The sequence below is a fragment of the Micrococcaceae bacterium Sec5.1 genome, from assembly GCA_039636795.1.
In the GTDB taxonomy this organism is placed as follows: domain Bacteria; phylum Actinomycetota; class Actinomycetes; order Actinomycetales; family Micrococcaceae; genus Arthrobacter.
The window spans coordinates 2,373,403-2,398,276 of the sequence record CP143430.1 but is presented as its reverse complement, the minus strand read 5'-3'; the positions used below and the strand labels follow the sequence as shown (position 1 = coordinate 2,398,276).

Below are 24,874 nucleotides of genomic sequence, written 5' to 3'. Positions count from 1 at the left end.
GCGCATCGATTTCGGCCGAAGATGTCATTGGCAGGAGCCTCGTCTTCGGCTTCAAACTGGAGACATGACTACTGATGCGACCATGGCCGGGTCCACGGCCAAAAATGACCAGGCTGCGCCATCCTACGTGGAAGGTTGGACGGGCCGATACTATGAGGACTTCACCGTCGGGGACACCTACAGGCACCCTCTCGGACGAACCATCACCCGCACAGACAACATCTGGACCACACTCCTTACCCAGAATTCGTCACCGATACACTTTGACGCCCACTATTCGGCGCAAACCGAGTTCGGTCAGCCCTTGGTGGACTCTACTTTCACTCTCGCTTTGGTCACAGGGCAGTCCGTGGTGGACCTGTCCCAGCACGTCCTTGCCAACCTGGGGTGGGACAATGTCAGGCTGCCCCACCCGGTTTTCGAAGGTGACACCATCTACTCGCAGTCTGAAGTGCTGGCCAAGCGGGAATCAAAATCCCGTCCCAATGTTGGTATCGTCCGCGTACGAACGGTTGGGTTCAACCAACGCCGTCAGATTGTCATCGTCTTCGAACGGACGATGCTGATCTACCGCAAGGGTCAGGGACCGGACTTCACGGGGGTAACTCCGGAGTGGGACGAGTTGTCGCTCAAGGCACTCGGATGAGTTTCGCCGAGAAGATCAGCTCCGCCGAGACATTCCTTTTCGTCTCCGCAGCGCAACCTGACCGTTTCGAAAAGGCCGCCGAGGCCGGTGCCGACGTCGTCATAATCGACCTAGAAGATGCTGTTGCGTCGGGACTAAAAAGCGAATCACGACGGAACGTGGCAGACCACCTGCTCCGTAGTCAGTGCTTGGTGAGAATCAACAGTGCACATTCCCCTTATTTTGATGATGACGTGGCTGCGTTGGCTGGATCTCCGGGTCTTATCGGCGTAATGCTGCCCAAGGCGGAGGATGTCAACGAACTTGACCAGGTTGCGGCGCTCTTTCCCGGGACCCCCGTTGTCGCACTCATTGAATCAGCACGCGGTCTGGACTCTGCTCGAGAGATTGCCAGCCACCCGGCCGTTGTCCGGTTGGCATTTGGCAACTTGGACTTTGCCGCAGACCTCGGCATAGCCCCCGGAGTTGAAGAAAACGAACTGCACTACGCGTTCGCGCACCTGGTTTTGGCGGGCCGACTGGCTGATCAGGCAGCGCCGATAGCAGGCGTCACAACCAACTTCCGTGAACCGCTGGCAACAGCATCAGATGCACGCCGGCAGAAGTCCTTTGGATTCGGCGGAAAGCTGCTGATCCACCCGGCACAAATCCAGCCCACGGCTGAGATTTTCGCCCCTACGGCTGCTGAGGTGGAATGGGCGAGGAAAGTGATATCCGTATCTGTTGCAGCGGATGGAGGGGCAGCCCAACTGGATGGTGCCATGATTGACCGCCCCGTGATGCTCCGGGCCGAACGCATCACGCGAGGACGGGGACCAGTATGAACATATCCACAACCCCGCCACGTCATGCCATCCTCCTGGGCACAGACACCAGTTTCAGGGCAGATCGTGCAGGTGTGCTCCCCCCGGATTAAAGGGGAAGAGGGAGACTGGAGCAAGCTGGAAGGCACCCACGTTGAAATAAGGCAGGGAACGACACTAATTCGATCTGGATTCGTTGCTACGGTCACCTCGGATTCCAGCATGCTCTGGATGGCTCAAGAGGGCACACTCCCAATACAACTGTTCTGCGTGCCAATGGCTGTGAAGCCTGGACCTTTTTGCGTATTGAGTCACGGCAAAGCACAGATCAGCTCTTGTTTGCATGCCGGTGAATACCATGGCGGCGGGCCAGTGTACCAAATTGACTTATGCTTATAACCACTTAAGTGGCCACGAATGGCACCGCACGACCGGCGCCATTCGTGGCCATTTTCGTTGGCCTATGATCCTGCGCGCTGCGGGAACCGGGGCAGCGGCCGTGTGTCCGGCCATGGGTGGCGGCTCAATTCGCTGCTATGCCCAGGATTGGTGTTCCCCGGAAGACCCAGATCCACGCCGAGCACATGGCCGATGAGCGTTGCCAAGAGCGTCAGCTCAATGGTCAGCAGCACTCCGGAGAGAATCGTGGCTTCGAAGAGGTATTTCCCAATGATGTCCAGATGGATCGCTTGGCTGGTGAGGATGAACTCCACGAACATGGCCAGGAGCACGAGAATCAGTGCGGCGGCAATCCAACATTCAGGTTGACGGCCCGGAATTATGGGTTCGGGGGTGTAGGCCCCTGTAGCCTGGCTCATGACTTGGCGCCGTTAATTGGGGCTCCCGGAAGCGTGCCATCGGTCGGGCCCCATTTCGCCAAAATCTGGTCGAAAACGCCGGACTTCTGAACTTCAACAAGTGCCGCCTGTAGCGCGTCCCGCAATGTCCCGCAATTGGGTGTTGGCCTTGCGGACAGCAATGCCCATCGAACCGCTGTGGCAGTTTGCCGTTCACCAGTTCATAGGCGTCGCCCATCGTGCTCACAATGTAGAGTAACGACGCCGATTGAGCCGTGACAGCCTCAACGCGGCCGCTTTGCAAGGCCTGGATGGCATCGGGCTGGTGGGGGAACGTTGTGATATTGACAGTGGGTCTGCCGGCAGCCGTGCACCGCTCATTCATCACGATCGCCCCGAACTCACCGCTTGTTCCGCGCTGCGAGCCGACATTGTGGCCGCATAGATCACTGTTACCCGTGAGCTTGTTGGGGTCGCCCTTCACCGTGAGGGTGGTAAGTCCTGAGCTGACATAGTTGACAAAATCAACGGCGCCTTCTCGCTCCTTGGTGTCGGGATCCCGCTCAGGGCAATGTCGAACCGGGAGCTGAGGCCGCCGAGGATACGTCGAAGCCGAGGTTTTCAATTGGAATTCAGTACCTAGTACTCGCCCATTGCGGCCGCGAGGTCCTGATCAAAGCCAATCGGCTGGTTGCTGTCCGAGTAGAAGGTGACCGGGGCAAGGCTGATGTCCGAAGCAACTTAAACGTGGCCTTGCTGGACAATGTATTTCCGGGAGCATCACCGCGACTTTGTCGCTCTTCTGGATGCGCTCGAAGTCCACCGGAGCAGAGGAACTTTCGGGGTGGATCCTGCTGGCGAAGCTTGCGTTGCAACCGGTGGCGGTGAGCGCGACAAGAACGGCCACGGCCGTTACCCACTTCACTCGGGCTGAGAGAACTTCATGGTTGATCCTTCTGAAAGGTAGGACTGGGGATTAGGGGGTTACTGAGCTCCGAAAACCTGGATGCGGCTGGACGTTGGGTTGAATCCGTTCAGCGGAGTCAGTTCTTGAGGGCAATTCGAGATACCGACGACAAGATCTTTCTCGGCTCGAAACTCGATTGCATCGCCGGGTTGGGACTTACAGGTCGCGTACTCCATTTGTCCGGTAGGACCAATCGGGTAATTCATGAAGATGTTCAGGGAGTAGGGGATATCTTCCGGAGCGACGTTGTATCGGCGAAGCTGCTCAACGAAGTTGACATGGCAGGTTCGTTTCCCGGCTCCCAGACCGCCATTGCGGGTCCGGTTCATACCTGGGGAGCAGCTTCCACACAGGATGTCGTGTGTACAAACTGCATCTGAGGTGATCGTCAGAAGCGGCTCAAGGTCGTCCGAAACGAGTTGGTCACCTGTGGTGAAGTAGATCTTTCCCGCCAAGGAAACAGATCGGAATGGAGACATGCGTTCTTTGAGGTTGTCCCGGTTAAAGGCGATGATGTCAGCGCATTGCTGGCCTTCAACATCGATGAACTTGATGGTCGAACCCTGCTCCACTTCGAAGGCCAGTCCATGGCGCGCCGGGATGACAAAGTCCTTCAATGGAGCCCTGTCAACAAGTGTCGATTCCATGGAGCTATACCTCACGTTTTGTGGAAAGAATGCGGGCTGAGATGATCCTGTCGTCAGGTGAGCCGGCGAGTAGGAAGGGGTTGTTGACAATGGCTACGTCCAGGTCCATGTCGGCACGCAGAGCAAGGGTGTGCCCCTTTTCACTACCCGACCTCGGAGCGGAGACCTTGCCATCAGCGCTCAGATCATGCTGGACGAACGCTTGGAACGGGAAGGGCATCAGTTGCGGCTCTGTCTCCAAACTGGCTGCAACTTCAGCCAGAAGTCCCTGGCTGTGCTGCCCCCCGGTGTACGAGGGACTTCCCAACGAGCCAAGCGGTGACGGAAGGAGTGAGTGGCGCCCCGTGTCGTCGCCGACGATGGTCATCATCTGCTGGCAAAAGTACGAGTAGAAGATATGCCCGTTGGTGAAAAAGGCCGTCTTGTTGATGGCCATGGTGTTTGCTGATGAGAAGCGGTCCCGGTGGTCGCCTGCAACCACCGGGATGATCTGGGCAGTCTGTCCCCCGTCCTCGTCTGTGAGGACGAGCGTTTCGCGGAAGGCAACACGCAACCGCGCGTGCCCTCCGGAAGGGATGGTGGTCAGAGTTTCCTGCTTCGTTTCCGAAGTAAGGCTTACAGAGTTGCGCATACCGTTCCTTGATTGCCAACAATTATCAGTTGTCAAAGCGAAACTAGTGCGCAGATGTTTCGGCAGTATCTCCCGATGTACCAAGTACGGATCGCTCTTCATTGAGGGTGTAATGCCAGGTCTTGGAGATGATCCACCAATGGCCATCATTCAGTACCAGGATCAGGTCGTCGACAAACCGTTTGGGAGCATAGGTGTTTCGTACGCGCGCATGCCCGCTGGTGGGGCTTGAGCGGGTGATGCTATCGATGATGTCGCGGCGCTGGTCGCCCCGGCTTGCCGGAGATGGACGGTTGCTGACAACGTCCATGTACTGCTCGCGGTTCATGGTTACCAATGTCGATTCGGTTCCGGACGAGAGCTGGACTTGGGGATGGAGCACGGTCTTGAAAAGGTCGGTGTCCCCGTTGTAGAGAGCGTCGAGGTAGGTGTTGACCGAGCTAAGAATTCCTTCGATTTCTGAGGACATCACGTTTCTTCCTTGGAGCGGGTTCCTTGCCCCGAGGAAACCGGAGCAAGGAACCCATTCAATTTGGGTGCTAGTTGTTGCGCTGTACGAACCGGACGCCGTTAGGACGATCGGCGACCGAGACCACCTCTGCACCGTAGACCTCCCGGGTGATCTCGGGAGAGACATACGCATTGTCGACGTCGTCCTGAGGATTTCCGACGGGGCGGTCGCGCAGATCACCGAAACCATCGCCGGCTGCGCACTTCAGGAACAGCTCGTCTCCAGCCTTGACATTAAGCGGCGCTGTCTTCGAGGGCAACTGCTTGGCGTCACCATCCGCACCGGTGAGGACCACTTGACTGGGAGCGGCTTCGCCACCGCCGAACAGTCCATACGGAGGTACGGTTCCACGCTCGGCCACGATCTTGAGCCAGCCTTCGGAGTCAAAGCGAACCCGGCGCTGAATACCGCACCCGCCACGGAACTCGCCGGCCGCCATCATCGGTGATCGAGTTCTCCAGGACCGTCATTGGGTAGGACATCTCGAGGGGCTTCGACCGGTATGTTGCCTGTTTTCGCGAGGTTTACGCGGTGCGCGTTGCCACCATCGGCGTCCTGACCGCTGCCTTGGCCTGAAGCGTGCATTTCATCGCGGATGAAGTCCTCGCCGTCGACGTTGCCGCCGAAGACCAGTACCCCGGAGCTGCCGGCGCCGGCTGCGACAACACGGTCGGGCAGGGCCTGGGCCAGGGCGCCCGTGACGCAGTCTGCGACCCGGGCGGAGGTTTCGTGGTTGCCGGCAACAACTGCGCCAGGGTAGGCCACATTGACGACTGTGGCTTCCGGTGCGGTAACGTAGACGGCGCGGTAGGCACCAGAGTTGGCCGGGCCATCCGGATCAGTCAGGGCTTTGATTGCGTAGACGCAGGCGGCGAAACACACCGAGAGGGCCATGTTCATGCCGCCCTTCGTCTGCTTGGACGTGCCGTCGAAATCGATTGCTACAGAGCCGCCCGACACGGTGACGGAGCAGGCAATCTTGAATGGGGTGTTGTCGATGCCGTCGCCGTCGCAGTAGTCCTCGAACGTGTAGACGCCGTCGGGGATTTCTTCGATCTGCTTGCGGGCGACAGTCTCGGAGTCGTCAAGGATCTGCTCGACAGACTGCAGAAGCGTTTCTGCGCCATATTTTTCTGCCAAGGCAAGAAGACGCTGTTCGCCTGTGTTGCAACCTGCGTATTGTGCGTTGAGGTCACCAATGCGTTCGTGGGGGTTGCGGAGGTTCATCTCCAGCAGTTCCACGAGATCTTCGTTCCTGACACCTTCACGCCAAATCCGGGTCGGCGGGATGCGGAAGCCTTCCGCCTGAATGTCCGGGGCGGTCGAGGAGTAGGAACCAGGGCCGTTGCCACCGACGTCGATGAAGTGTCCGCGGACTGCCGAGAAGCCAAGAAGGGTTTCACCCGCGTAGACCGGCTTCAGCATGAAGAAGTCGGGCAGGTGGTTATTGCCGCGGAAAGGGTCATTGTGAAGATAGACATCTCCGGGCTTCATCTGATCGACCGGTATCTTCTCGATCATGCCCGCGAAGCTGTAGGGCATTGTGGGTAAGTGGATCGGGATGTCGGCAGAGCCTTGGGCGACGCACTCACCGCTGGTGCTCAGCAAGGCACAGGAAAGGTCCCCGGCTTCTTTCCAGAGCTGGGAATACGCGGTCCTAAGAACAACGCTCTTCATTTCGTCTGCCGCAGTGAGCAGACCGTTCCGGATCACCTCAAGGGTGATCGGGTCCACGGCCGTCGAAATCATGCTTCCTCCAGAATGATGCGCAGGTGTCCGGCGCGGTCGATGTGGCAATTCGCGCCAGGGGGCACGACGACAGTGGTGTCGTCGGAGTTGACAATGGCAGGGCCGCTGAAGCTTGAGCCAGCCTTCAGGGAGAGACGGTTGTAGATACCCGCGCCGGCGGTTTTATTGGCACCAACGCTGATCTCCCGCGTGCTCTCTGGAGCTGCGGGGTGCAATGCAAGGGGCTCCTGGGAGACTTCTTGGCGCCTTCCGATTCGTCCGAGCGCACGGAGCCGGAGGTTGACGACCTCGACATCATCTTCTGGTGTGCTGTAGCCAAACTGGCGCAGGTGCTCCTTGTGGAACGCTGCGACAGCATCATGCAGGTCACCGGGCTTAGCCAGCGGCAGGTTCAGCGGTGAGTTCTGACCCTTGTAGCGCAGGTCAATTGAGTACTCGAAGTCCTGCAGGGCTTCCGGGATTTCGCTGGCGGCCAGCTCTTCCTTGCCCTGGCTGACCAGAGATCCGAAGCCCGTTTCTACTGTGGCGGCCGAGTTTGCTGCGCTGGCGAGGACCGACTGGGTATTGACCAGGTCGTGGACGGCGTCGGTAATGGCGATGCCTAGCGCACTGAAGCAACCGGCCACGTTCGGAATGACGACCTCGCGCATGTTCATCTCTGCCGCAATGTCCACGGCGTGGAGAGGCCCTGCTCCGCCAAAACCGAGGAGTGCAAAGTTGCGCGGGTCGTGCCCACGGCGGACGGAGGCGGCTCGGACCGCACCGGCCATGGATGCGTTAACGATGGAGCGGATACCCCAAGCTGCTTCCACAGGCGACATGTCCAGTTCCTTGCCCAGTCGGGCGCAGGCCTGGTACGCGGCGTCGTAGTCCAGGGTGAGATCGCCGCCGGCAATCGGGACGTTCGGGTCGAAGTAGCCCAGGACGAGGTTGGCATCCGTGACGGTTGGTTCGACACCGCCTCGGCCGTAACATGCCGGGCCAGGGAATGCGCCGGCGCTGCGGGGGCCGACACGGAACTGACCGGCAGCGTCCACCCAGGCGATCGAGCCGCCACCGGAGCCGATGGTCAGAATGTCCAAGGCCCGTCCCTTGACCGGAAGGCCCATGACGTCCTGCTTGTCGACCAAGGACGGTTCGCCGTCTTGGATAAGGGCGACGTCGAAGCTGGTGCCGCCCATATCGACAGTAATGAGGTTTTTCAAGCCGGTTTCGGCGGCGACGTACTTGGCTCCCACGACTCCACCAGCGGGGCCGGACATGACAAGCCTGACGGGGAGGCCGGCAGCTGCGTCCGGCGTGGTCAGTCCACCATTGGACTGCATGACCCACAGATTTGACTGTGGGAAGGTCTCGTCGATGGCTGAGCCGAGCCTTTCCAGGTACGACCAAGCTGCAGGACGGAGGTAGCAGTTGAGCGTTGTGGTGCTGGCCCGTTCGTATTCGCGGAATTCCGGCCACACCTCGCTGGAGAGGGAAACTTCCATCTCTGGGACCTCGACAGCGGCGATGTCACGTGCGCGGCGTTCGTGTTCACCGTTGCGGAAGGAGAAGAGGAAACAGACGGCGAGGGCTTTGATGCCTCGGGCGGCGATGCTCTGAAGGGCTTCTCTTACATCGTCTTCGTTGAGTTCCTCAACGACTTCGCCCTTGGCGTTGATACGTTCAGCAACTTCGAAGCAGTCTTTGCGTGCCACCACTGGTTCGGGCATAACCGACTTGTGCGTGTACAGCTTGGTGCCGGGCTTGGCGAGCCGGGCAATTTCGAGGACGTCACGGAATCCCCTGGTACACAGCATGGCCACGCGGGGACCGGTGCGTTCGAGGGTGACATTCGTGGCGACAGTAGTTCCGTGCCCGATGAACCCGAGCTCCTCGGTGTGCTCTGGGCCTCCAAGGCTGCGGACGAGGCCATTGACGATACCAACCTCAAGCTGCTTTGGGTCGGAGGGTACTTTGCGCTGGGTAATGTCACCCGTGGCCTCGTCGATCAGAACGACGTCGGTGAACGTGCCTCCAACGTCTACTCCTGCTCGGATCATGGGGTGTTCCTTTCAGTGATGCTGCATTTCTGGTGGGGATTACCGGCTTGCGCTCTTATGGCGGGTTCCTCCGCCGCGGCGAGGCTCGGGAGCTCAGCCAACATCGTCAGGACCCGGCAACCGTTGATGCTCCCAGCAGACCGCGGTCGAGTGTCTCGTCGGCGACGTCCAGGCCGTGGTCCAGCGCCTGGAACAGCCCCTCGAGGTCTTCCTCGGGCATGTTGAGCGCCGGTGAGAGGAACAGAGAATCCCGCTCCCCGCTGGTTCCGATCATTGCCCCGGCTTCCAGCGCGCGTGCGGCCACCTTAGAGGCGACCGGCGCTTCCAGGGTGTCGCCGTACCAGTTGCGCCAGTCAGTTCCCTTGAGCTCGACCGTCCAGTGCTGGCCGTCGCCGTCCACACGGGCAACGCTCGGGTGTTTCTCGGCGATCTCGATAAGCCTGCGTCGGGTGATATCCCCCATGCGCGCTGCCCTCTCGACGAGCCCTTCGTTCTGCACGATTCGCAGGTGCGCCCTGACGGCCGCCATGAGCATCGGGTGCCCACGGAAGGTGCTGTAGGTCTGCCAGGTCTTGTCCTTCATGTTTTCGACCAGTTCCTTGGACAGCACGACTGCCCCGGCAGGTGCTGCGCCACCACCCAGGGGCTTACCCAAAGTGACAATATCGGGACGGCTTTTGCCGCCCTGGAAGGCAAACCAGTTGCCGCCATGACGGCCCAGTCCGGTGACGACTTCGTCCGCGATCCAGAGGGAACCTGCGTTCCGGGCTGCCTCGGCAACGCGGTCCTGATAGGCGGCGTCGTAGTAGTGGCCGCCTTGGGTGTAGTCGATGATTGTTGCGGCGACATCGGACAGAGTCTCTTCAGCCCCGGCCAGTCGCTCCTGCAGGTGCTCATCGCGAAGCGGTTCGCCATACTGCGCGCGGACAGTTGCCGGAAGGATTTTGACAGGTGCGGTGCGGGGCACCGGGCGTGTGCCGCCGCGCTGGAACGAAAGGCCTCCATGCCAATGCGGTTGCACGGTCATGTCGCGCGAGAGTCCGGTCATGCCGTGGTAGGCGCGCTCGCGGGTTGCCAATGCGGTACGACCCGTGAAGGCCTGGCTCAACGACAGAGCGAGATCGTTGGCCTCACTGCCGCTGATGAAGAAGCGGACAGCCCCAACCCAATCGTGCTCTCCGGCAAAGGCAACATCGATGAGTTCCTGAGCAGCTTGTTCCCGTTCGGCGTAGAACCACCCCTCATTGATGACAGGTGCAGTGGCAGCCCTCTTGACCGCTTCAACCATGTCAGGGTGTGCGTGTCCAAGGGGGCCACCGGTGTTGCTGCCGTCGATCACTCTTCGCCCGTCATCAAGGATGAAGCGTGATCCTTCGCCTCCGACAACCTTCACCAATGGCTTGCTCCCAGCGTTGATACCGGTCTGAAGCAGTCTGCTCACTTTGGATTCCTTTTCACTAGCGGCACTGCGCGGTGGCAGTGCTGTCTCGTTCAGTTCACGTTCTTGGATTCAGATGACAGGCAATCACTTGGGATTAGGATTGCTAACAGTTTTCTGATAGCTACAAGGTTGGTTGTGTCGTGACTCACTGTCAAGGGGGGTGGGACAAAGATTGCAAACTGCTAGCAATCTATGCTTTTGTCGCTATAGTTGGGTTGTACTGTCATCAACTAAGGAGGGCCGGTCCTTGACCGACACTGCTGCACGGCTAGCTCCGGCGCCCAGGAACAGGCTCGTCGATATCGCCTATGACCGTCTGCGCGCGGGCATCATCGACGGCAGCCTGCAGATGGGTTCCCGCCTTAAGGAAGCACATCTGGCCGCGGAACTGCAGGTCAGCCGGGGACCAGTGAAGTTGGCAATCCAGAAGCTGGTTGAAGAAGGACTCGTTGACGAGCGGCCACATCAGGGCGCGATAGTCCGCGAGATCGACGGCCCGGCAATCGTGGACCTGTACAACGTCAGGGTTGGACTTGAACGCGTAGCCTTCGGGATCGCCGCAAAGCGAGGCATGGACACGTCCGACCTCAAACGGCGTACGGAGCAAATACGCGAAGCTGCCAAGCAAAAGGACACAGGAGCGGTAGCCCGGCACGAATGGGACTTTCATACCGAGGTCTTCCGACAAAGCGGCAACCCCGTCTTGATCCAGCTCTTCCATGGCCTGGAAGGCCAGATCCTCATGGCGCTTGCGCTGGATGATGAGGGCCTGGAGAATCTCTCCGATGTTGCCGATGAGTACGACTGCCTCATAACGGCCATTGAATCAGCCGATGAGGAAGCCGCCATGGATGCGGTGCAGCGCTACATTCTTTCAACCGTCTCCGGAGCCGTTGTCCGTCTTGGCGGAGACCCTGACCTTCTTCTTACCAAAAGCCGCTAGGGCCGTTGAGGACACGACGCAGCGGCCCTGACCTCTCCGCATTCAGCAGCTGAATTCCCGGTCGGGTCTATCTCTCCCCTAGTCATCCAGATAGGAACCAACATCATGACAGTGAGCACCAACGTGCGTGGCCTCCACATTGGCGGAGTGCCGGCCGACTCTTCAGACGGGGCAGTGTTCCCGGTCCACGATCCCGCCACGGGGGCGGCCATCGCCGAGGTGCACAGCGCTTCGGTGGCAGACGGCAAGCGTGCTGCGGCCAATGCAGAAGCAGCCCTTCCAGCGTGGGGAGCCAAATCACCTCGCGAGCGGGCAGAGATCTTGCGGGCAGGCTTCGAAAACCTCCGGGCCCACCGAGCGGAGCTTGCCGAAATCATCGTCAGTGAAAACGGCAAGGTGTACTCCGATGCCTTAAGTGAGGCAGATTACGCCGCCGAGTTCTTCCGATGGTTCAGCGAAGAGGCTGTCCGTCTTCCTGGTTCCCTGAGGGAATCGCCCTCAGGCGCGCGCAGAATTCTTGAGGTCTCCCAGCCGGTGGGCGTTGTCCTGGCCATTACGCCTTGGAATCTACCGGCGGCCATGGTGACGCGGAAGGTTGCTCCCGCCCTGGCAGCGGGGTGCACCGTGGTGGTCAAACCGTCGAACCAAACCCCGTTGACTGCTTTGCGGATTGCCGAGCTTCTGGAAGAAGCCGGTCTCCCGTCGGGTGCCGTGAATGTCATCCCCACTGTCCAAGACAAAGAGGTCGTGGCAGACCTCATGTCTTGCGGGCCCGTACGAATGGTCTCATTCACGGGTTCCACCGCGGTTGGCCGGCAGCTCATTGCCCAGGCAAGCGAGCGGGTCCTCAACGTAGGAATGGAGCTGGGGGGAAACGCCCCCTTCCTTGTATTCGAGGACGCCGACATTGAAATGGCGGTCGCTGGCGCACTCACAGCGAAAATGCGCCATAACGCAGAAGCCTGCGTGGCGGCCAATCGCTTCTACGTCCACGAATCCGTCCGGGACGAATTCACCAAATCCTTTTCGGCCGCCATGTCGGGCCTCCGGGTCGGACCCGGGCGCCAAACCGGCATTGACGTTGGCCCTTTGGCAAGCTCCGCTGCACTTTCAGGGGTGAATCTGGCAGTCGAAGCGGCACTCGCTGAGGGAGCAACACGGATCGTTGGCGGCAACAACCCCGGCGGACCAGGCTACTACTTCAACCCCACCGTTCTCTCGAATGTTTCCCCTGACGCTGCCATTTTGAATCATGAATGGTTTGCCCCGGTCGCACCGATTGTCGGCTTTGAGTCGGAGGACGAAGTGATCCAGTTGGCCAACTCCACAGAAATGGGTCTGGGATCATATGTATACAGTTCCGATCTGAAACGAGCCCTGAGGGTGGCCGAACGCATCGATGCCGGAATGGTCGGCATCAACACAGGTGTCTTCTCCGATCCGGCAGCTCCGTTTGGTGGTACCCGTCAGAGCGGCATCGGACGCGAAGGTGGTCACCATGGCATCCACGAATTCCTCGAAACCAAGTACATCGCAGTCGACTGGTGATATGCACACCGATTCTGCCGTCCAGAGTGTTTATGTCGCATTAGGAGTATATGTTGACGCACAGTAAGCCTTCGACGGGGTCCAGCCGGGTTAAGCGGGGCATGGCGGAGATGCTCAAGGGCGGCGTCATCATGGACGTCGTTAACGTCGAGCAGGCCCGCATCGCCGAGGACGCCGGTGCCGTCGCCGTCATGGCGCTCGAGCGCGTCCCGGCCGATATCCGCGCCCAGGGTGGCGTGTCCCGCATGTCCGATCCTGACATGATCGATGCGATCATCGCCGCCGTGTCCATCCCGGTCATGGCCAAGGCCCGCATCGGCCACTTCGTCGAAGCCCAGGTCCTGCAGTCCCTCGGTGTTGACTACATCGACGAGTCCGAGGTCCTGACCCCGGCCGACTACGTGAACCACATCGACAAGTGGAACTTCACCGTTCCCTTCGTCTGCGGTGCCACCAACCTCGGTGAGGCACTGCGCCGCATCAACGAAGGCGCGGCGATGATCCGTTCCAAGGGCGAAGCCGGCACCGGGGATGTTTCCAACGCCACCGGCCACATGCGCAAGATCCGTTCCGAGATCGCCAAGCTCGCAGCCCTTCCCGAAGACGAGCTGTATGTCGCGGCCAAGGAACTGCAGGCCCCGTACGAACTCGTCAAGGAAATCGCCGCCACGGGCAAGCTCCCGGTGGTGCTGTTCACCGCTGGTGGCATCGCGACCCCGGCTGATGCTGCGATGATGATGCAGCTCGGCGCCGATGGCGTGTTCGTCGGCTCCGGTATCTTCAAGTCCGGCAACCCCGCAGAGCGCGCTGCCGCAGTCGTGAAGGCAACCGCCTATTACGATGATCCCGATGTCATCGCCAAGGTCTCCCGCGGACTCGGCGAAGCCATGGTGGGCATCAACGTCGATGACATCCCGCAGCCCCACCGCCTCGCAGAACGCGGCTGGTAAAACCGGTGATCACGCAGCAAGCATCCGGACCCAGACCAGTGTCGGCGTAACTTTATTCTCCAAGCATTCCAACCCTGGCCACGCCGCGCGTACGTTGAGCGTGACTGGCTCATGAGCCCATAGGAAATAGACGTAATGAGCGGACCCATCATTGTCGGTGTTGACGGAAGCAACACCGCGAAAAAGGCAGCCGAAACCGCGTCCTCGCGGAGTCACAGAAGGCGACACTCCACGTGGTGACAGCTTTCGACAGCAGCCGAACAGAGGTTTTCGGCAGCGGTAGCGACCAAAGGGTCGTTTCTGATGCCGGAACCGCCGAGTGGGTAACCCGCACCGTGGTCGAGTCACTGGGCGGTGGCATCAAGATGACATACTCGACAGCACGGGGAAAGCCTGCCTAGGCGCTGGTCAGGGAAGCCGAACGCACCCAGGCGCAGATTGTCGTTGTAGGCAACAAGGGGATAGAAGGCATAGGCCGGGTCTTGGGCAGTGTCCGAAATAGTATCGCGCACATCGCTCCATGCGACGTCTACATCGCACACACCTCCGACGGCGACCGGTAAGAAAGCCAAAAGTCGCATGGCGAAGTCCTTTCTCCGCCGGTTCCTTTGAACATATGACCTTACCCGTTGCCCGCTCGTGCACTAGAAATCGTCTGTGCACCAGACCTCCGAAAACACAGCCGGACGCCGGGGCTGGTTTCTTTGGGTCGAGGCTCTTTCTCACAGCTCAGAGGACCGTTTGTCCTCGTCACGGCAGAAGGCTATCTGAGCTCCGTAGTAAGCAGCGCGTACCCGACAGCCTCGATTTCAAAGTCCTTGAAGCAGCCATCATTTGGCTAAGTGGAAATTGCCCTTGGGATGGTTCCCCACCGGCCCAAGGGCAATTTCACCTATCTCCGGGATGCTCTGGATATCCATCCCGTTTGGCCGTCCGTTCCCGTGCAGATCTGCCGCTTACAAGGAGATCTGCATTTGAGCTACGAGTGATGCGGCCTTTCGAACGGCATTTCCAGGCATATCGAGGGTCAGTTTTCAGACTTCGCGGACCTCTGCACCCTTGCCGTCCGACAGAAGTTCGCATCCATGTGAACGGACGACGACCATTTCTTCACAGGTCACCGAGGTGAGGTATCCCATGTCGTCGTGCCGCAGTGACGGTTCGATGCACATCACGGTCCCCTCAAGGATTTCGGTGTTGTCATCATCGGACAAGTATGGCAATTCCGGCATCTGAAGGCCGATGCCGTGGCCGAATTTCCCGATGTTCGTGCCACTGGTGGCCAGCTCCGGCAGAATCTTGATGCTGCGGGTATACACAGCCTGGTTGGCTTCCTTCCATGTCCGTCCCGGACGAACCTCCTCGTAAATAACTTCTGCGACCTCTTTCAGTCGCGTCAGCGGGTCGGTCAGCTTTGCTGGTGCTTTTCCCCAAGTCATGTATCGGTTGAAGTCCGATGCGTACCCCTTGTAGACGGCCCCGGAGTCCAAGAAGATGACGGGGTTGTCCACGCTGAATTGGCGGGCGGAGTCCCCCTTGTTGAGGATCATGAAGTAGATTTCCTCGCTGCCGGCTTCAAACAGAGCCGCCGACATCTTGCGGTAGATGTCACCTTCGGTCAGACCGCGGGCTGTTGGGGTGTAAATCGTATCGAATGCGGCTGAGTTGATGGCGGCGGCCTGCCGAAGTGCCTGCACCTCGCCTTCGGACTTACGCATCCGCACCAATGCCAGCTGCGTGGATATTTCAAGGAAGGTTGCTTTTGGCAGCTTGCTGCGCAGGCTGAGCATCTCCGCTTCAGTGATTTCGTAGCTGGTCCATAGGCTGCCCTCATAGCCAATGCGTACGTTCTCCCCTACGGTGCTGACAAGAATGTCCCTGACTGCCTCGAGGCTGGGTTCAGCGTCCATTCCGGATCCACCGTAGGGAACGAGAACCAGATCAGAGGCGGTATTGACGACGCGCCTGCCTTCCCATCCGACAGCCACTGCATAGCTCTCACCGCTGGCTGTGAAGACTGAGAATATGGGGCGCGATCGGTTCGTCCACAGGTTTGTGATGTGGCCGGAGAAGTAGCGGTGGGTGTAGCGGTTGTTGATGAGAACGGCATCCAGTCCTTCGCGTTGCATCACCTCTCGTAGTGCCGCACGTCGACGGTCATACTCGGCTGCATCGAAGTCGGAGTGCGGGCCGGCAGGCCCAACCAATTGGCTGCCTGCGAGGGTTTGGAGAACGTTCATGGTGACACTTCTTTCTCTTGGAGTGACGTTGGGCGAATTCGGAAGGGTCTATCGGGAAACTTTGCCCATCTTTGCGGCGAGTGGGGTTGTGAAGACAGGTTTGGTCAGGTACCAGGCCGCGGTGATAACCACAATCGAGCCAAGGAAGACCAAGAGCCCGAGCCAGTCTGCGGCGCTGCGGGATGTGTACATGTGGTTTAGGTTCTGAAGCGCACCGGTAAGGAAAACGAGGAGCACGTGCACGACCGTAAACCCGGCGAAGTACTGCATGGCGGGAAAGTGGATCGCCCGGGCAAACCCGATTGTGATGAACTTATTGGCTCTGGTGTTGTCGGGCCACCAGGTTGACATGCGGAACCCGCTGACGATAGCCAGCGGAGCCGCAACGAAAACTGTCAGACAGTAAGCCAACACCTGGAGAGCGTTGTAGTAAACCCAGCCGTTCTCTGGCGGCCAGTTGAGCGAAGCATATTGGGTGGCTGCAGAGACAGCGTTGGGGAAAACATCCCATGACGTCGGCACAATGCGTGTCCACCGTCCCGTGGCAAAGAGCAGGACTATGAAGATCAGGCCGTTGGTCATCCACAGCACATCGAGGCACTGGTGCAGCCAATGGGCCAGACCGACTTTCTTCCGGGCGTTTCCCTTGGGTGCGAAGAACGAACCTGGCGTGGGACTCCAGTACCCAACTGGTCGCTTTTCGTGGCGCACTTGCAGTCCGGTCCGCACGATGAGGACTATGAAGAACATATTCAGAAAGTGCTGCCAATTTACCCAGGCCGGTGTTCCAGCTGCAGAGTGGCCCACAGGTTCGGAATGACCTGGATATGTGCTCAGGAAATCCACGACCGGCTGTGTTGTTCGGGCCCAGCGAGCTAACAGCACGATAACCACCGCGATGACGACCACTACCAGAAGCCTGACAGTCATTGCCTTCCACTTCCCATGGGACGGCGTCCCACCATCACGCGCTGGCAGTCGGCCAGCAGCGGTCGGACGGCGGTTATCCTGGGATCGTTTCCCTATGGTTCCGGGGCCAAAGGGAGGATCCTGGGACTTATGCGTGGGCGCTTCCCCCGAGGAGAGGACCGAAGCCTCGAAATTTGGCGATTCCGATGCTGTCGATTCCGGAGTGCCCATGCGTCCACGTCCCGGTGTGGGAGCGGCGCGGTTGGTCGTTTCAGAAACCGCACGCGGAGCACCCATGCGCCGACGGACCGGTACAACCGCAGTGCTCTCGGTTGCTTCAGAAGGAGTCAGCCCTGTAGCCGTAGACTCAGGCTGGGGCTGCGGTGTGTCTGATGAACTGACAGGATACGTGTCGTGCCGCACCCCGCCCAATCGCCGGCGTTGGGGCGCTGTGGGCGGCTGTGCACCGCGTTCTGTGCCGTGCATGGGAATGGTTCCGTTCCTTAGGAGGTGGTACGTACTTACTCTGCTGGTGTCAGTCTTTTTGGGACTTGACCGCTTCAATCAGCTCCGGGACAACCGTGAAAACGTCCCCGACCACACCGAAATCTGCGATGTCGAAGATCGGCGCGTCGGCGTCGTTGTTGATTGCCACGATCGTTTTGGCTGTCTGCATGCCCGCACGATGTTGAATGGCACCAGAAATCCCCAATGCCACATAAAGCTGGGGTGAGACGGTGACTCCGGTCTGTCCAACCTGCAGTGCTTGGGGCACGTAGTTGGCATCGACGGCTGCCCTTGAGGCGCCCACAGCAGCGCCCAGTGCGTCGGCCAAATCCTCGACCAGGCTGAAGCTCGCTTGGGACCCGAGACCCTTGCCCCCCGAGACTACCGTCCGGGCTTCCAACAGCGCCGGACGCGCACCGGTCGTGCTGAGCGCCTCGACTGAAAGGATCCTTGCGCCAGGCGCAGTTTCCAGCCGCAGTTCAGCAAATTGAACTTCGGGATTCTCCACGGCAGCGGCCCGGGCCTCGATTGCTCCTTGGCGCACCGTGATGACCATCAGGCCCTCTTCGACTGTGGACTCGGTGGTGTAGTCACCGCCGAAAACTGAATGCTCGGCAATTATTTCCCCTTCCTCCATCCGCAAAGCGACTGCATCGGCCGCTACCGCTCCGCCAGTCACGACGGCCAGGCGGCCTGCAATGTTCTTGCTGTCGTTGGTGTGAGGGAGCAAGACTGCCACTGCCTCATACTCTTCGGCCGCTTGGGCAAGCGCACCGACGGCAGCCCTACCGAGCTCCGTCCCCACTGTGGTGAGGGAGCCCAGTAAGTAGATATGTTTTGCACCTGCGGCGGCAAGTACATCCCCTAATTCCTTGGCTGCTGTCTCAGCAACTGCCGCCACAGCCACGGGAGTCCCAAGGTCAGCGGCAGCACCAAGCAAGCCCGCTGCAGATGACTTGGCATGGCCTTCTGGTGTCGTTTCAATGAAAACTAGGACGTTGCCCATAACTGCGTTCCTTCGTCTATTGGTTGTTCTAAAGCAAGCTGCGGGAGACCAAGAAGGCAGCAAGTTGCTGCGCAGCCGTGCCGTCGTCGGTAATCTTGGTGCCGGCATGTTTAGGGGGGCGGGCCGTAGCCCCAACCATTACGGACCGGGCGGAAGCCGTTGCAGGGCCGGCTTCGTTTCCGAGCTCAGCCAAGGACTTCACCTCGATGGGCTTCTTCTTGGCTTTCATGATGCCCTTGAAGTTGGGAATGCGTGCTTCTGCGCTCTGTTCGGTTAGTGAAACGACTGCAGGGTAGCCACTGGCGACAGATGCAATGGCGCCATCCAGTTGCAGAGAACCGCGTACTTCCGAGGGTGTGATCTCCACCGTGTCCAGTGCCGGGAGGTACGGAAAACGGAGAATTTCAGCGATCATGGCCGGCACAAGTCCACCGCGTCCATCGGTTGACTCGTTGCCCGCCAATATCAGGTCGGGCCGGATACTCTCCACGGCTGTGGCCAGGGTGCGGGCGGTCTGAAGCATATCGGAACCCGCCAAGGACGGATCCGCAACGAGAACCGCAGAGTCAGCTCCCATGGACAGTGCCCGACGCAACGCCGTTTCGGCTGAAGCGGGTCCCATGGATAGAACTACGATCTCAACCGTTGGGTCCTGGTCCTTGACTCGGAGTGCGTTCTCCAGAGCGCGCTCGTTAATTTCGTCGGCGACCTGCTCCGTGGTGACTCGATCGATCAGCCCAGTGGTGAGATCGAGCCTTCGATCTGTCCATGTATCGGGGACTTGCTTTACTAGAACTGCAATCTTCACAACTTCTCCTGAAAGGACGGTGTACGGTGCTGGGTCTGTGAGCCCTTGCTGGTTGCCTGAGGGCGACCGTGGGATTGATTTCTCCTTGCGAGAATGAGCCATGGTCCGAGCGGCCGCAGGGGAACTGAACTTTGCGAGGTGCGGCTGTATCGCTCTCTTAGCCTTGTCATCGTTTTGGTTCGATCGGAAGTAGCCTGCGGCTCTCCCGCAGCGGTGCGTCGTAGTCGTCATCGCGCCAGCCAAGGATCCTGTGTTCACGGATGAAAGGCAGCGGGATGGCGGGATTTCCGGAATCAAATTCCCGACCCAGACGATGGCCGTCAAAAATGGTGTCGGCCAAATGCATCCGAGGAGCCCTGCAGTCGCCCACCTTAAGCATCAGGTCGATCTCATTGGCGGTCAGTTGCTCCGGGACGGCCATCAATTCACGATAGAGCGAGTCATTGGACACGCGTTGGGTTACCCAGACGACAGCGTCGACATTCATGGACCAGGTTCTGGAGTCCACACCGCTCGAGGCCAGTTGTACCGTTCCGGAGCCGACAGCTGTGACATTCGTAGATGGCAGGATAACGACACCAGCTTGGTGGAGGCGGCGAATGAGGTCCTTTTCCCCGGTATGGGCCAACCAGCGCCCCGCCTCGGGGTAAGGGGTGACCAGGGTGACTTTCTTGCCGTCCAACATGAGTCCTTCAGCCACGCTTGGCGCCATGTAATACCCGTCGCAGTCAAAGACGAGGACGCTTTCCCCATCGATGTTGTGCTCCTCGGCGATGAGTTGCTCCGGAGTGAACTGCCAAGAGGTTGAAGCGTCGGCGCCGGGTATAGCCGCCCTGGACCAGCCGTTGAGACCGTCAGTGGACCAGTACGAGCCGGTGGCGAGGACGACTGTTGTTGCGCCGTAGTCCAAAATGTCCGAAGCGGAGAGCCGGGTGTTGGTGATGATTTCAACACCAGGGTGATGCCGAAGGATCCCTTCACGGTAGTCAATGATTCTGGACCATGCAGAGAGGTTCGGCAGCTTGGGAACCCAGCGATAGTGGCCTCCGATGGCCGGGGCCTCGTCGACGACGTGAACAGTCTCGTGCCCGCGCCTGGCCAAAACGGACGCCAGTTCCAATCCGGCAGGCCCTGCGCCGACAATCAGGACAGCTTCTTCGGCCTTGATCGACGGGTTGAACTTTTCAGGGTGCCAGCCTCGTCTGTACTCTTCGCCGAGCGTCGCGTTTTGGGTGCAGACAATCCGGCTTCCATGGTCATAGCGTGAAACGCATACGTTGCATCCGATGCATTCACGAATGCTGTCAAAATCACCTGAACGTATTTTGTTGGGTAGAAATGGGTCCGCGATGGACGGACGAGCGGCACCGATCAGATCCTGCTGGCCGGATTTGATCACCCTTGCCATTTCGTCCGCGGAGGTAAACCACCCCGTGGCAACGACTGGTTTTGTCGTCAGCCCTTTGATTTCGCGTGTCCATTCGCCCGCGTAATTCTCTACGCCGTAACGGGCGGCCGGAGAACTCGATGATGCCAGCTGCCCGGGCCTACCCAGCTGGATGTCCCAGAAATCTACCAGGTGGTCTGCTGCCTGGATGAAACGCAGACCCTCCGGGTCGAGGTTCGATGCACTGCTGCGGCCGTTGGTTTCGGAGGGGTTGAAACGAGCGGTAATGGCCACGTCGTTGCCCACCGCGTTACGGACCATTTCCAGTGTTTCCAGCCAAAAGCGAGCCCGGTTCTCAAACGATCCTCCATAGCTGTCGGTTCGCTTGTTGTACCAGGGCGAAAGGAACTCCAGGGGCAGGCCCGCTCCCTCGCAACCGTAGATGTTGACGATGTCGAAACCTGCATCGCGCGACATGATGGCGGCATCAACATACTGCTGCTGCACACGTTTGATGTCGGCCATGTCGAGCTCGTAGTACCCGGCGTTGAAATCACCGGGATTCTGAATGGCGCTGACCCGGCCGGCCGGCTCCCGTGCACCCATTCCGGAGGACTTGGATGCTGTGACAAGCAGCTCTATGCCGATGAGTGCCCCGTGCTGGTGGGCTTCCTCGCAGGTGCGCTGCCAATTGCGGACGTCGGACTGGTCGATCATCCAGGACATCGTCCGGAAACCGCTCATGTCTGACTCAACGCTGATTTTCACGGCTTCGGTGTTGACAACACCCCATCCTCCTTCGGCTTTGGTGGCGCGCAAGGCGGCACCAGCACCTACTGAGTCTCCAAGGCCGGAGGCGTGCGGGGTTTGGTAGAAGCGGTTGGGTGCAGTTTTAGGCCCAAGTTGAATTGGGGTGAAGAGGATCTCGTGTCGAGATTCTGGGGCATTCATTTGGATCCCAGACTTCCAAACATGACGTGGCGGGCCTCTGTGTACTCATGCAGGACGGCCGTGGACAGATCTTTTCCGCCTCCCGTGTCCTTTCCCCCACCGTGAGGGAATTCGGCCGTTACGCTCAGATGGTTGTTGACCCAAACACAGCCAAACTCCAAGTCCGTGGAGAAGCGCAGGGCACGGTCCAGATTGCTTGTCCAGACCGAAGAGGCCAGCGCGTAGTTGGTGCCGTTCGCGAGCGTGAGAGCCTGCTCTGGAGTATTGAATGATTGGGCGGTAACGACTGGACCAAAAATCTCGTTCTGGACGACTTCGTCACGCTGATCGACACCAACCAGGATGGTGGGGTCCACAAAATAACCCTTGAGGGCATCAGATGCCTTGCCGTTGATCTTCTCTATGTGGCCGGGGCAACGTTCGAGCACGCCATTTATGCGTTCGTGTTGGAGTGCATTGGATACCGGCCCGAGCGTTGTTTCTTCAGCTGCCGTGTGCCCCATGGTGTACCCCGAAGCAGCTGATGCCAGGGCTTTGATGAAGTCGTCATATATGGCTTCATGAACGATCATCCGGGTAGCGGCGGTGCAGTCCTGCCCAGCGTTGTAGAACGCTGCCGCTGCGACTTCGTGGGCCACGACTTCTGGATCTACGTCGTCGAAGATGATCGAGGGGGCTTTGCCTCCAAGTTCCAGATGCGCACGCTTGAGTTGGGTGGCGGACAGTTCTGCCACGCGCCTGCCGGCCCGTGTCGAGCCGGTGATCGAGACCATGCGTACATCAGGATGTGCAACTACGGCCTCGCCGGTTTCAACTGCACCCGTGACGACGTTCAAGGCTCCGTCGGGAAGGAACTGTCCGGCGACTTCGGCCAGCAACAATGTCGACAGGGGGGTCGTCTCAGCTGGCTTGAGCACCACGGTATTTCCTACGGCCAGGGCCGGCCCGCACTTCCAGATGGCCATGAGGAGCGGATAGTTCCACGGCGCAATCTGGCCGACCACACCAAGCGGGTCTCTGCGCAGCATGGAAGTCATTCCGGGGAGGTATTCCCCTGCAACTGCCCCTTCAAGGGTTCGGGCCGCACCGGCAAAGAAGCGCAGGTGGTCCACTGCAATTGCAATTTCTTTCCGGGCTGCCGCAATGGGCTTGCCGGCGTCTTGAGACTCCAGCAGAGCGAACTGTTCGGTGCGGTCCTCGATGGCATGGGCGACCCTGAGCAGCGCAGCTGACCGCTGGGAAGGAGTCGTTTTCCTCCAGACGGTGCGAAATGCATGGTCGGCACTTCTTACTGCCGCGTCCACGTCCGCTGGAGTGCAACGAGGTACCACGGCCAGAATGGATTTATCAGCCGGGTCGAGGATCTCGTCTGTCGTCTCGGTTTGAGGACTATATGACTGTCCGCCAACGAAAGGCAGGATGGTTGTCGTCGTTGCTGCCACTTAGATGCTCACCACTTCGTCGTTCTTGGCTGGTTGGATTCTTTTGTCCGTGCTGATGACGTGGGCGTCGCTGATGTCCCAGGCGACACCGACCCTGGAGCCAATGGCGGGCAACGGTGCACCCGTGGCTTCGAGTACTGTCACTGTGGCTCCCTCCTCATCCGTAACCAGGATCTTTTGCAGCGAGCCCATATATACGGTTTCGCGGACCACCCCGAACACAGAATCTTCGTGCTCCTTGACGGGTTTGGCCTCCGTTACCAGACGCACCTTTTCCGGGCGGACGAAGAGGATTGCCGGACCGGCAGGAAGGCGCTCGTCGTCGACGGATCCCGTTCGCCAAGCCCCGGAGTCGCGCACCAGAACCCCCGATCCGGCAGTCTCAATGACGCCCTTGAGCGCGTTGGTCTCGCCGAGGAATTCCGCCACGAAGGGGGTTGCAGGGTTTTCGTACAGCTCTGCTGCCGTTCCTACCTGTTCGATCAGGCCATCATTGAATACAGCGATGCGGTCCGACATCACCAAGGCTTCTTCCTGGTCATGCGTCACGAAAATGAAGGTGATGCCCAGCTCACGATGCAACCGCTTGATTTCGAGTTGAAGGACTTGACGCAACTTCCGGTCCAAGGCCCCGAGGGGCTCATCCATCAACAGCACGCGGGGTTCAAAGACAAGGGCTCGGGCGACGGCCACTCGTTGCTGCTGCCCACCGGAGAGTTCACGGGGGTACCGATCGCCGTAGGCTGAAAGGCCAACGGACGCCAAGGCCTTTTGAACCCGGATCTTACGCTCCGCGGTCGGCACTTTCCGTTGCTTGAGCGAGTACTCGATATTTTGGTTTGCCGTCATGTGGGGGAACAGCGCGTAGTTCTGAAAGACGATCCCTAGTTCGCGTTTGTGGGGCTTGACGTCCTGCAGGGCTGTTCCGTCCAGAAGGATTTCACCGGAGGTGACTTCCTGGAAGCCTGAGATGAGGTTCAGGGTGGTTGACTTGCCAGAGCCGCTCGGGCCCAGGAACGTGACAAACTCGCCCGGGGCGATGTCGAGAGAAACTTCCTTAAGGGCATGGACGGAGCCATAGCTCTTTGCGAGTCGGCGCAATGAAAGACCCGCGCCTCGGGTTTGCCGGTCAGCGGACATGATGATTCCTTGTCTGTATCAGCGCGACGATGGGGATGGCGATGGCAGCCAGGGCGAACACCACGGTTGCTGCCGCGGCCACGGTCGGGTCAAGCTCGCGTCTCATGCTCGAAAACATCAAGACCGGCAGGGTCTGCAGACGCGGGCTGGCGAGGAAAAGGGATACTACGACCTCGTCGAACGAAGCCAGGAATGCCAAGACGGCCCCGGTGACGACGCCTGAACGGATCTGGGGAAGCGTCACGCTCATGAAGGTGGTCAGTGGCCCTGCTCCGAGGCTGGCAGCGGCATTCTCCTGGTTTCGGTCGAAGACCCTGAGGCTGGAGGACACCGAGACCAAAACCATTGGAAGTGCCACAACTGAGTGCGCCGCGACGAATCCCAAGAAAGTGCCGTTCAACTTCCAGTTCAGGAACACGGCGTAGATACCGATTGCCAGGATTGATGTTGGCACGATCAAGGGAGCAAACATTGAGCCCGTGATGAGTCCCTTGCCAGGGAACTTGGATCGGTCAAGCCCAAGGGCTGCTGCCGTTCCGAGAACCGTAGTCAGCACTGTGACTACGGCTGCAATCTTGATCGAGTTGAGGGCGGCGTCACGCCATTCTCCTGTTGCGAGGTTGCGGTACAGATCAAGTGACCATCCGGGCGGTGGGAACTGGAAGCTGGCCTGCGAGGACGAGAAGCTCAGGGGGATGATGACCAGCGTGGGGACGATCATCCATGCCGCGATCAAAACGGCGGCGACGATCAGCAGAATACGTGCAAGACGAGGAGATGAACTTCGGGCTGGTTTTTGCATGATTGTT

The 24,874-nt window shown here is 59.4% G+C and carries 22 protein-coding genes and 1 pseudogene; 7 read left to right on the top strand and 16 right to left on the bottom strand.

The window, feature by feature from the left end; all coding sequences use genetic code 11:
* The first annotated feature begins 64 nt into the window (after nt 1–64).
* Entirely contained in the window at nt 65–646 is a 582-nt protein-coding gene (locus VUN82_11070) for a MaoC family dehydratase (protein XAS74322.1), read from the top strand.
* A complete protein-coding gene (locus tag VUN82_11065) occupies nt 643–1,470 on the top strand; it encodes a CoA ester lyase (protein XAS74321.1) in 828 nt (275 codons plus the stop codon). The genes VUN82_11070 and VUN82_11065 overlap by 4 nt, the downstream gene beginning before the upstream one ends.
* Before the next feature lie 440 nt (nt 1,471–1,910).
* Here VUN82_11065 and VUN82_11060 read toward each other — a convergent pair whose 3' ends face one another.
* The gene (locus tag VUN82_11060; GenBank protein ID XAS74320.1) at nt 1,911–2,267 is read right to left on the bottom strand and encodes a hypothetical protein; all 357 of its coding nucleotides are present in this window, start codon (nt 2,265–2,267) and stop codon (nt 1,911–1,913) included.
* Between the two features lie 247 nt (nt 2,268–2,514).
* On the opposite strand from VUN82_11060, the gene VUN82_11055 reads away from it, so the two are divergent.
* Nucleotides 2,515–2,691, top strand: coding sequence for a hypothetical protein (locus VUN82_11055; GenBank protein XAS74319.1), 177 nt, complete (start codon nt 2,515–2,517; stop codon nt 2,689–2,691).
* A gap of 539 nt (nt 2,692–3,230) precedes the next feature.
* Here the strand turns inward: VUN82_11055 and VUN82_11050 are convergent.
* The 7 genes from VUN82_11050 to VUN82_11020 form a co-directional block, all read right to left on the bottom strand.
* Nucleotides 3,231–3,860: an urea carboxylase-associated family protein gene (locus VUN82_11050; GenBank protein ID XAS74318.1), complete on the bottom strand. Its 630-nt coding sequence runs from the start codon at nt 3,858–3,860 to the stop codon at nt 3,231–3,233.
* A 4-nt stretch (nt 3,861–3,864) separates the two neighbouring features.
* Nucleotides 3,865–4,491: a DUF1989 domain-containing protein gene (locus VUN82_11045; GenBank protein XAS74317.1), complete on the bottom strand. Its 627-nt coding sequence runs from the start codon at nt 4,489–4,491 to the stop codon at nt 3,865–3,867.
* Between the two features lie 43 nt (nt 4,492–4,534).
* On the bottom strand, nt 4,535–4,960 hold the full coding sequence (locus VUN82_11040) for a nuclear transport factor 2 family protein (GenBank protein XAS74667.1): 426 nt from the start codon (nt 4,958–4,960) through the stop codon (nt 4,535–4,537).
* Between the two features lie 70 nt (nt 4,961–5,030).
* Entirely contained in the window at nt 5,031–5,444 is a 414-nt protein-coding gene (locus tag VUN82_11035; GenBank protein XAS74316.1) for a hydantoinase B/oxoprolinase family protein, read from the bottom strand.
* Complete coding sequence (locus tag VUN82_11030; protein ID XAS74315.1) at nt 5,441–6,751, bottom strand: hydantoinase B/oxoprolinase family protein; 1,311 nt, start codon at nt 6,749–6,751, stop codon at nt 5,441–5,443. Before VUN82_11030 ends, VUN82_11035 begins: the two co-directional genes overlap by 4 nt.
* Nucleotides 6,748–8,793: a hydantoinase/oxoprolinase family protein gene (locus VUN82_11025; GenBank protein XAS74314.1), complete on the bottom strand. Its 2,046-nt coding sequence runs from the start codon at nt 8,791–8,793 to the stop codon at nt 6,748–6,750. The genes VUN82_11030 and VUN82_11025 overlap by 4 nt, the downstream gene beginning before the upstream one ends.
* Before the next feature lie 106 nt (nt 8,794–8,899).
* Nucleotides 8,900–10,234 (bottom strand): aminotransferase class III-fold pyridoxal phosphate-dependent enzyme, encoded by a 1,335-nt coding sequence (locus VUN82_11020; protein ID XAS74313.1) that lies wholly within the window; start codon nt 10,232–10,234, stop codon nt 8,900–8,902.
* A gap of 247 nt (nt 10,235–10,481) precedes the next feature.
* On the opposite strand from VUN82_11020, the gene VUN82_11015 reads away from it, so the two are divergent.
* From VUN82_11015 to VUN82_11000, 4 genes and pseudogenes are all read left to right on the top strand, one after another.
* Nucleotides 10,482–11,177 carry a GntR family transcriptional regulator gene (locus tag VUN82_11015; GenBank protein XAS74312.1) on the top strand — a complete coding sequence of 232 codons (696 nt, stop codon included), beginning with the start codon at nt 10,482–10,484 and terminating at the stop codon, nt 11,175–11,177.
* Between the two features lie 105 nt (nt 11,178–11,282).
* The gene (locus tag VUN82_11010; GenBank protein XAS74311.1) at nt 11,283–12,725 is read left to right on the top strand and encodes an NAD-dependent succinate-semialdehyde dehydrogenase; all 1,443 of its coding nucleotides are present in this window, start codon (nt 11,283–11,285) and stop codon (nt 12,723–12,725) included.
* Between the two features lie 50 nt (nt 12,726–12,775).
* Nucleotides 12,776–13,675 (top strand): pyridoxal 5'-phosphate synthase lyase subunit PdxS, encoded by a 900-nt coding sequence (gene pdxS / locus VUN82_11005; GenBank protein XAS74310.1) that lies wholly within the window; start codon nt 12,776–12,778, stop codon nt 13,673–13,675.
* A gap of 135 nt (nt 13,676–13,810) precedes the next feature.
* Nucleotides 13,811–14,238: pseudogene (locus VUN82_11000) on the top strand (universal stress protein).
* Between the two features lie 471 nt (nt 14,239–14,709).
* Here the strand turns inward: VUN82_11000 and VUN82_10995 are convergent.
* The 8 genes from VUN82_10995 to VUN82_10960 all read right to left on the bottom strand — a co-directional run bounded on the left by VUN82_10995 (nt 14,710) and on the right by VUN82_10960 (nt 24,867).
* A complete protein-coding gene (locus VUN82_10995; GenBank protein XAS74309.1) occupies nt 14,710–15,915 on the bottom strand; it encodes a M24 family metallopeptidase in 1,206 nt (401 codons plus the stop codon).
* A 48-nt stretch (nt 15,916–15,963) separates the two neighbouring features.
* Nucleotides 15,964–16,845 (bottom strand): hypothetical protein, encoded by an 882-nt coding sequence (locus VUN82_10990; GenBank protein XAS74308.1) that lies wholly within the window; start codon nt 16,843–16,845, stop codon nt 15,964–15,966.
* Between the two features lie 514 nt (nt 16,846–17,359).
* Nucleotides 17,360–18,337 carry an electron transfer flavoprotein subunit alpha/FixB family protein gene (locus VUN82_10985; protein ID XAS74307.1) on the bottom strand — a complete coding sequence of 326 codons (978 nt, stop codon included), beginning with the start codon at nt 18,335–18,337 and terminating at the stop codon, nt 17,360–17,362.
* A 28-nt stretch (nt 18,338–18,365) separates the two neighbouring features.
* On the bottom strand, nt 18,366–19,145 hold the full coding sequence (locus tag VUN82_10980; protein ID XAS74306.1) for an electron transfer flavoprotein subunit beta/FixA family protein: 780 nt from the start codon (nt 19,143–19,145) through the stop codon (nt 18,366–18,368).
* Nucleotides 19,146–19,311: 166 nt separating this feature from the next.
* A complete protein-coding gene (locus VUN82_10975; protein XAS74305.1) occupies nt 19,312–21,483 on the bottom strand; it encodes an NAD-binding protein in 2,172 nt (723 codons plus the stop codon).
* Nucleotides 21,480–22,925, bottom strand: a complete 1,446-nt coding sequence (locus VUN82_10970) for an aminobutyraldehyde dehydrogenase (GenBank protein XAS74304.1) — start codon at nt 22,923–22,925, stop codon at nt 21,480–21,482. Before VUN82_10970 ends, VUN82_10975 begins: the two co-directional genes overlap by 4 nt.
* Nucleotides 22,926–24,065: an ABC transporter ATP-binding protein gene (locus VUN82_10965; GenBank protein XAS74303.1), complete on the bottom strand. Its 1,140-nt coding sequence runs from the start codon at nt 24,063–24,065 to the stop codon at nt 22,926–22,928.
* Complete coding sequence (locus VUN82_10960) at nt 24,055–24,867, bottom strand: ABC transporter permease (GenBank protein ID XAS74302.1); 813 nt, start codon at nt 24,865–24,867, stop codon at nt 24,055–24,057. The genes VUN82_10965 and VUN82_10960 overlap by 11 nt, the downstream gene beginning before the upstream one ends.
* Nucleotides 24,868–24,874 lie beyond the last annotated feature (7 nt).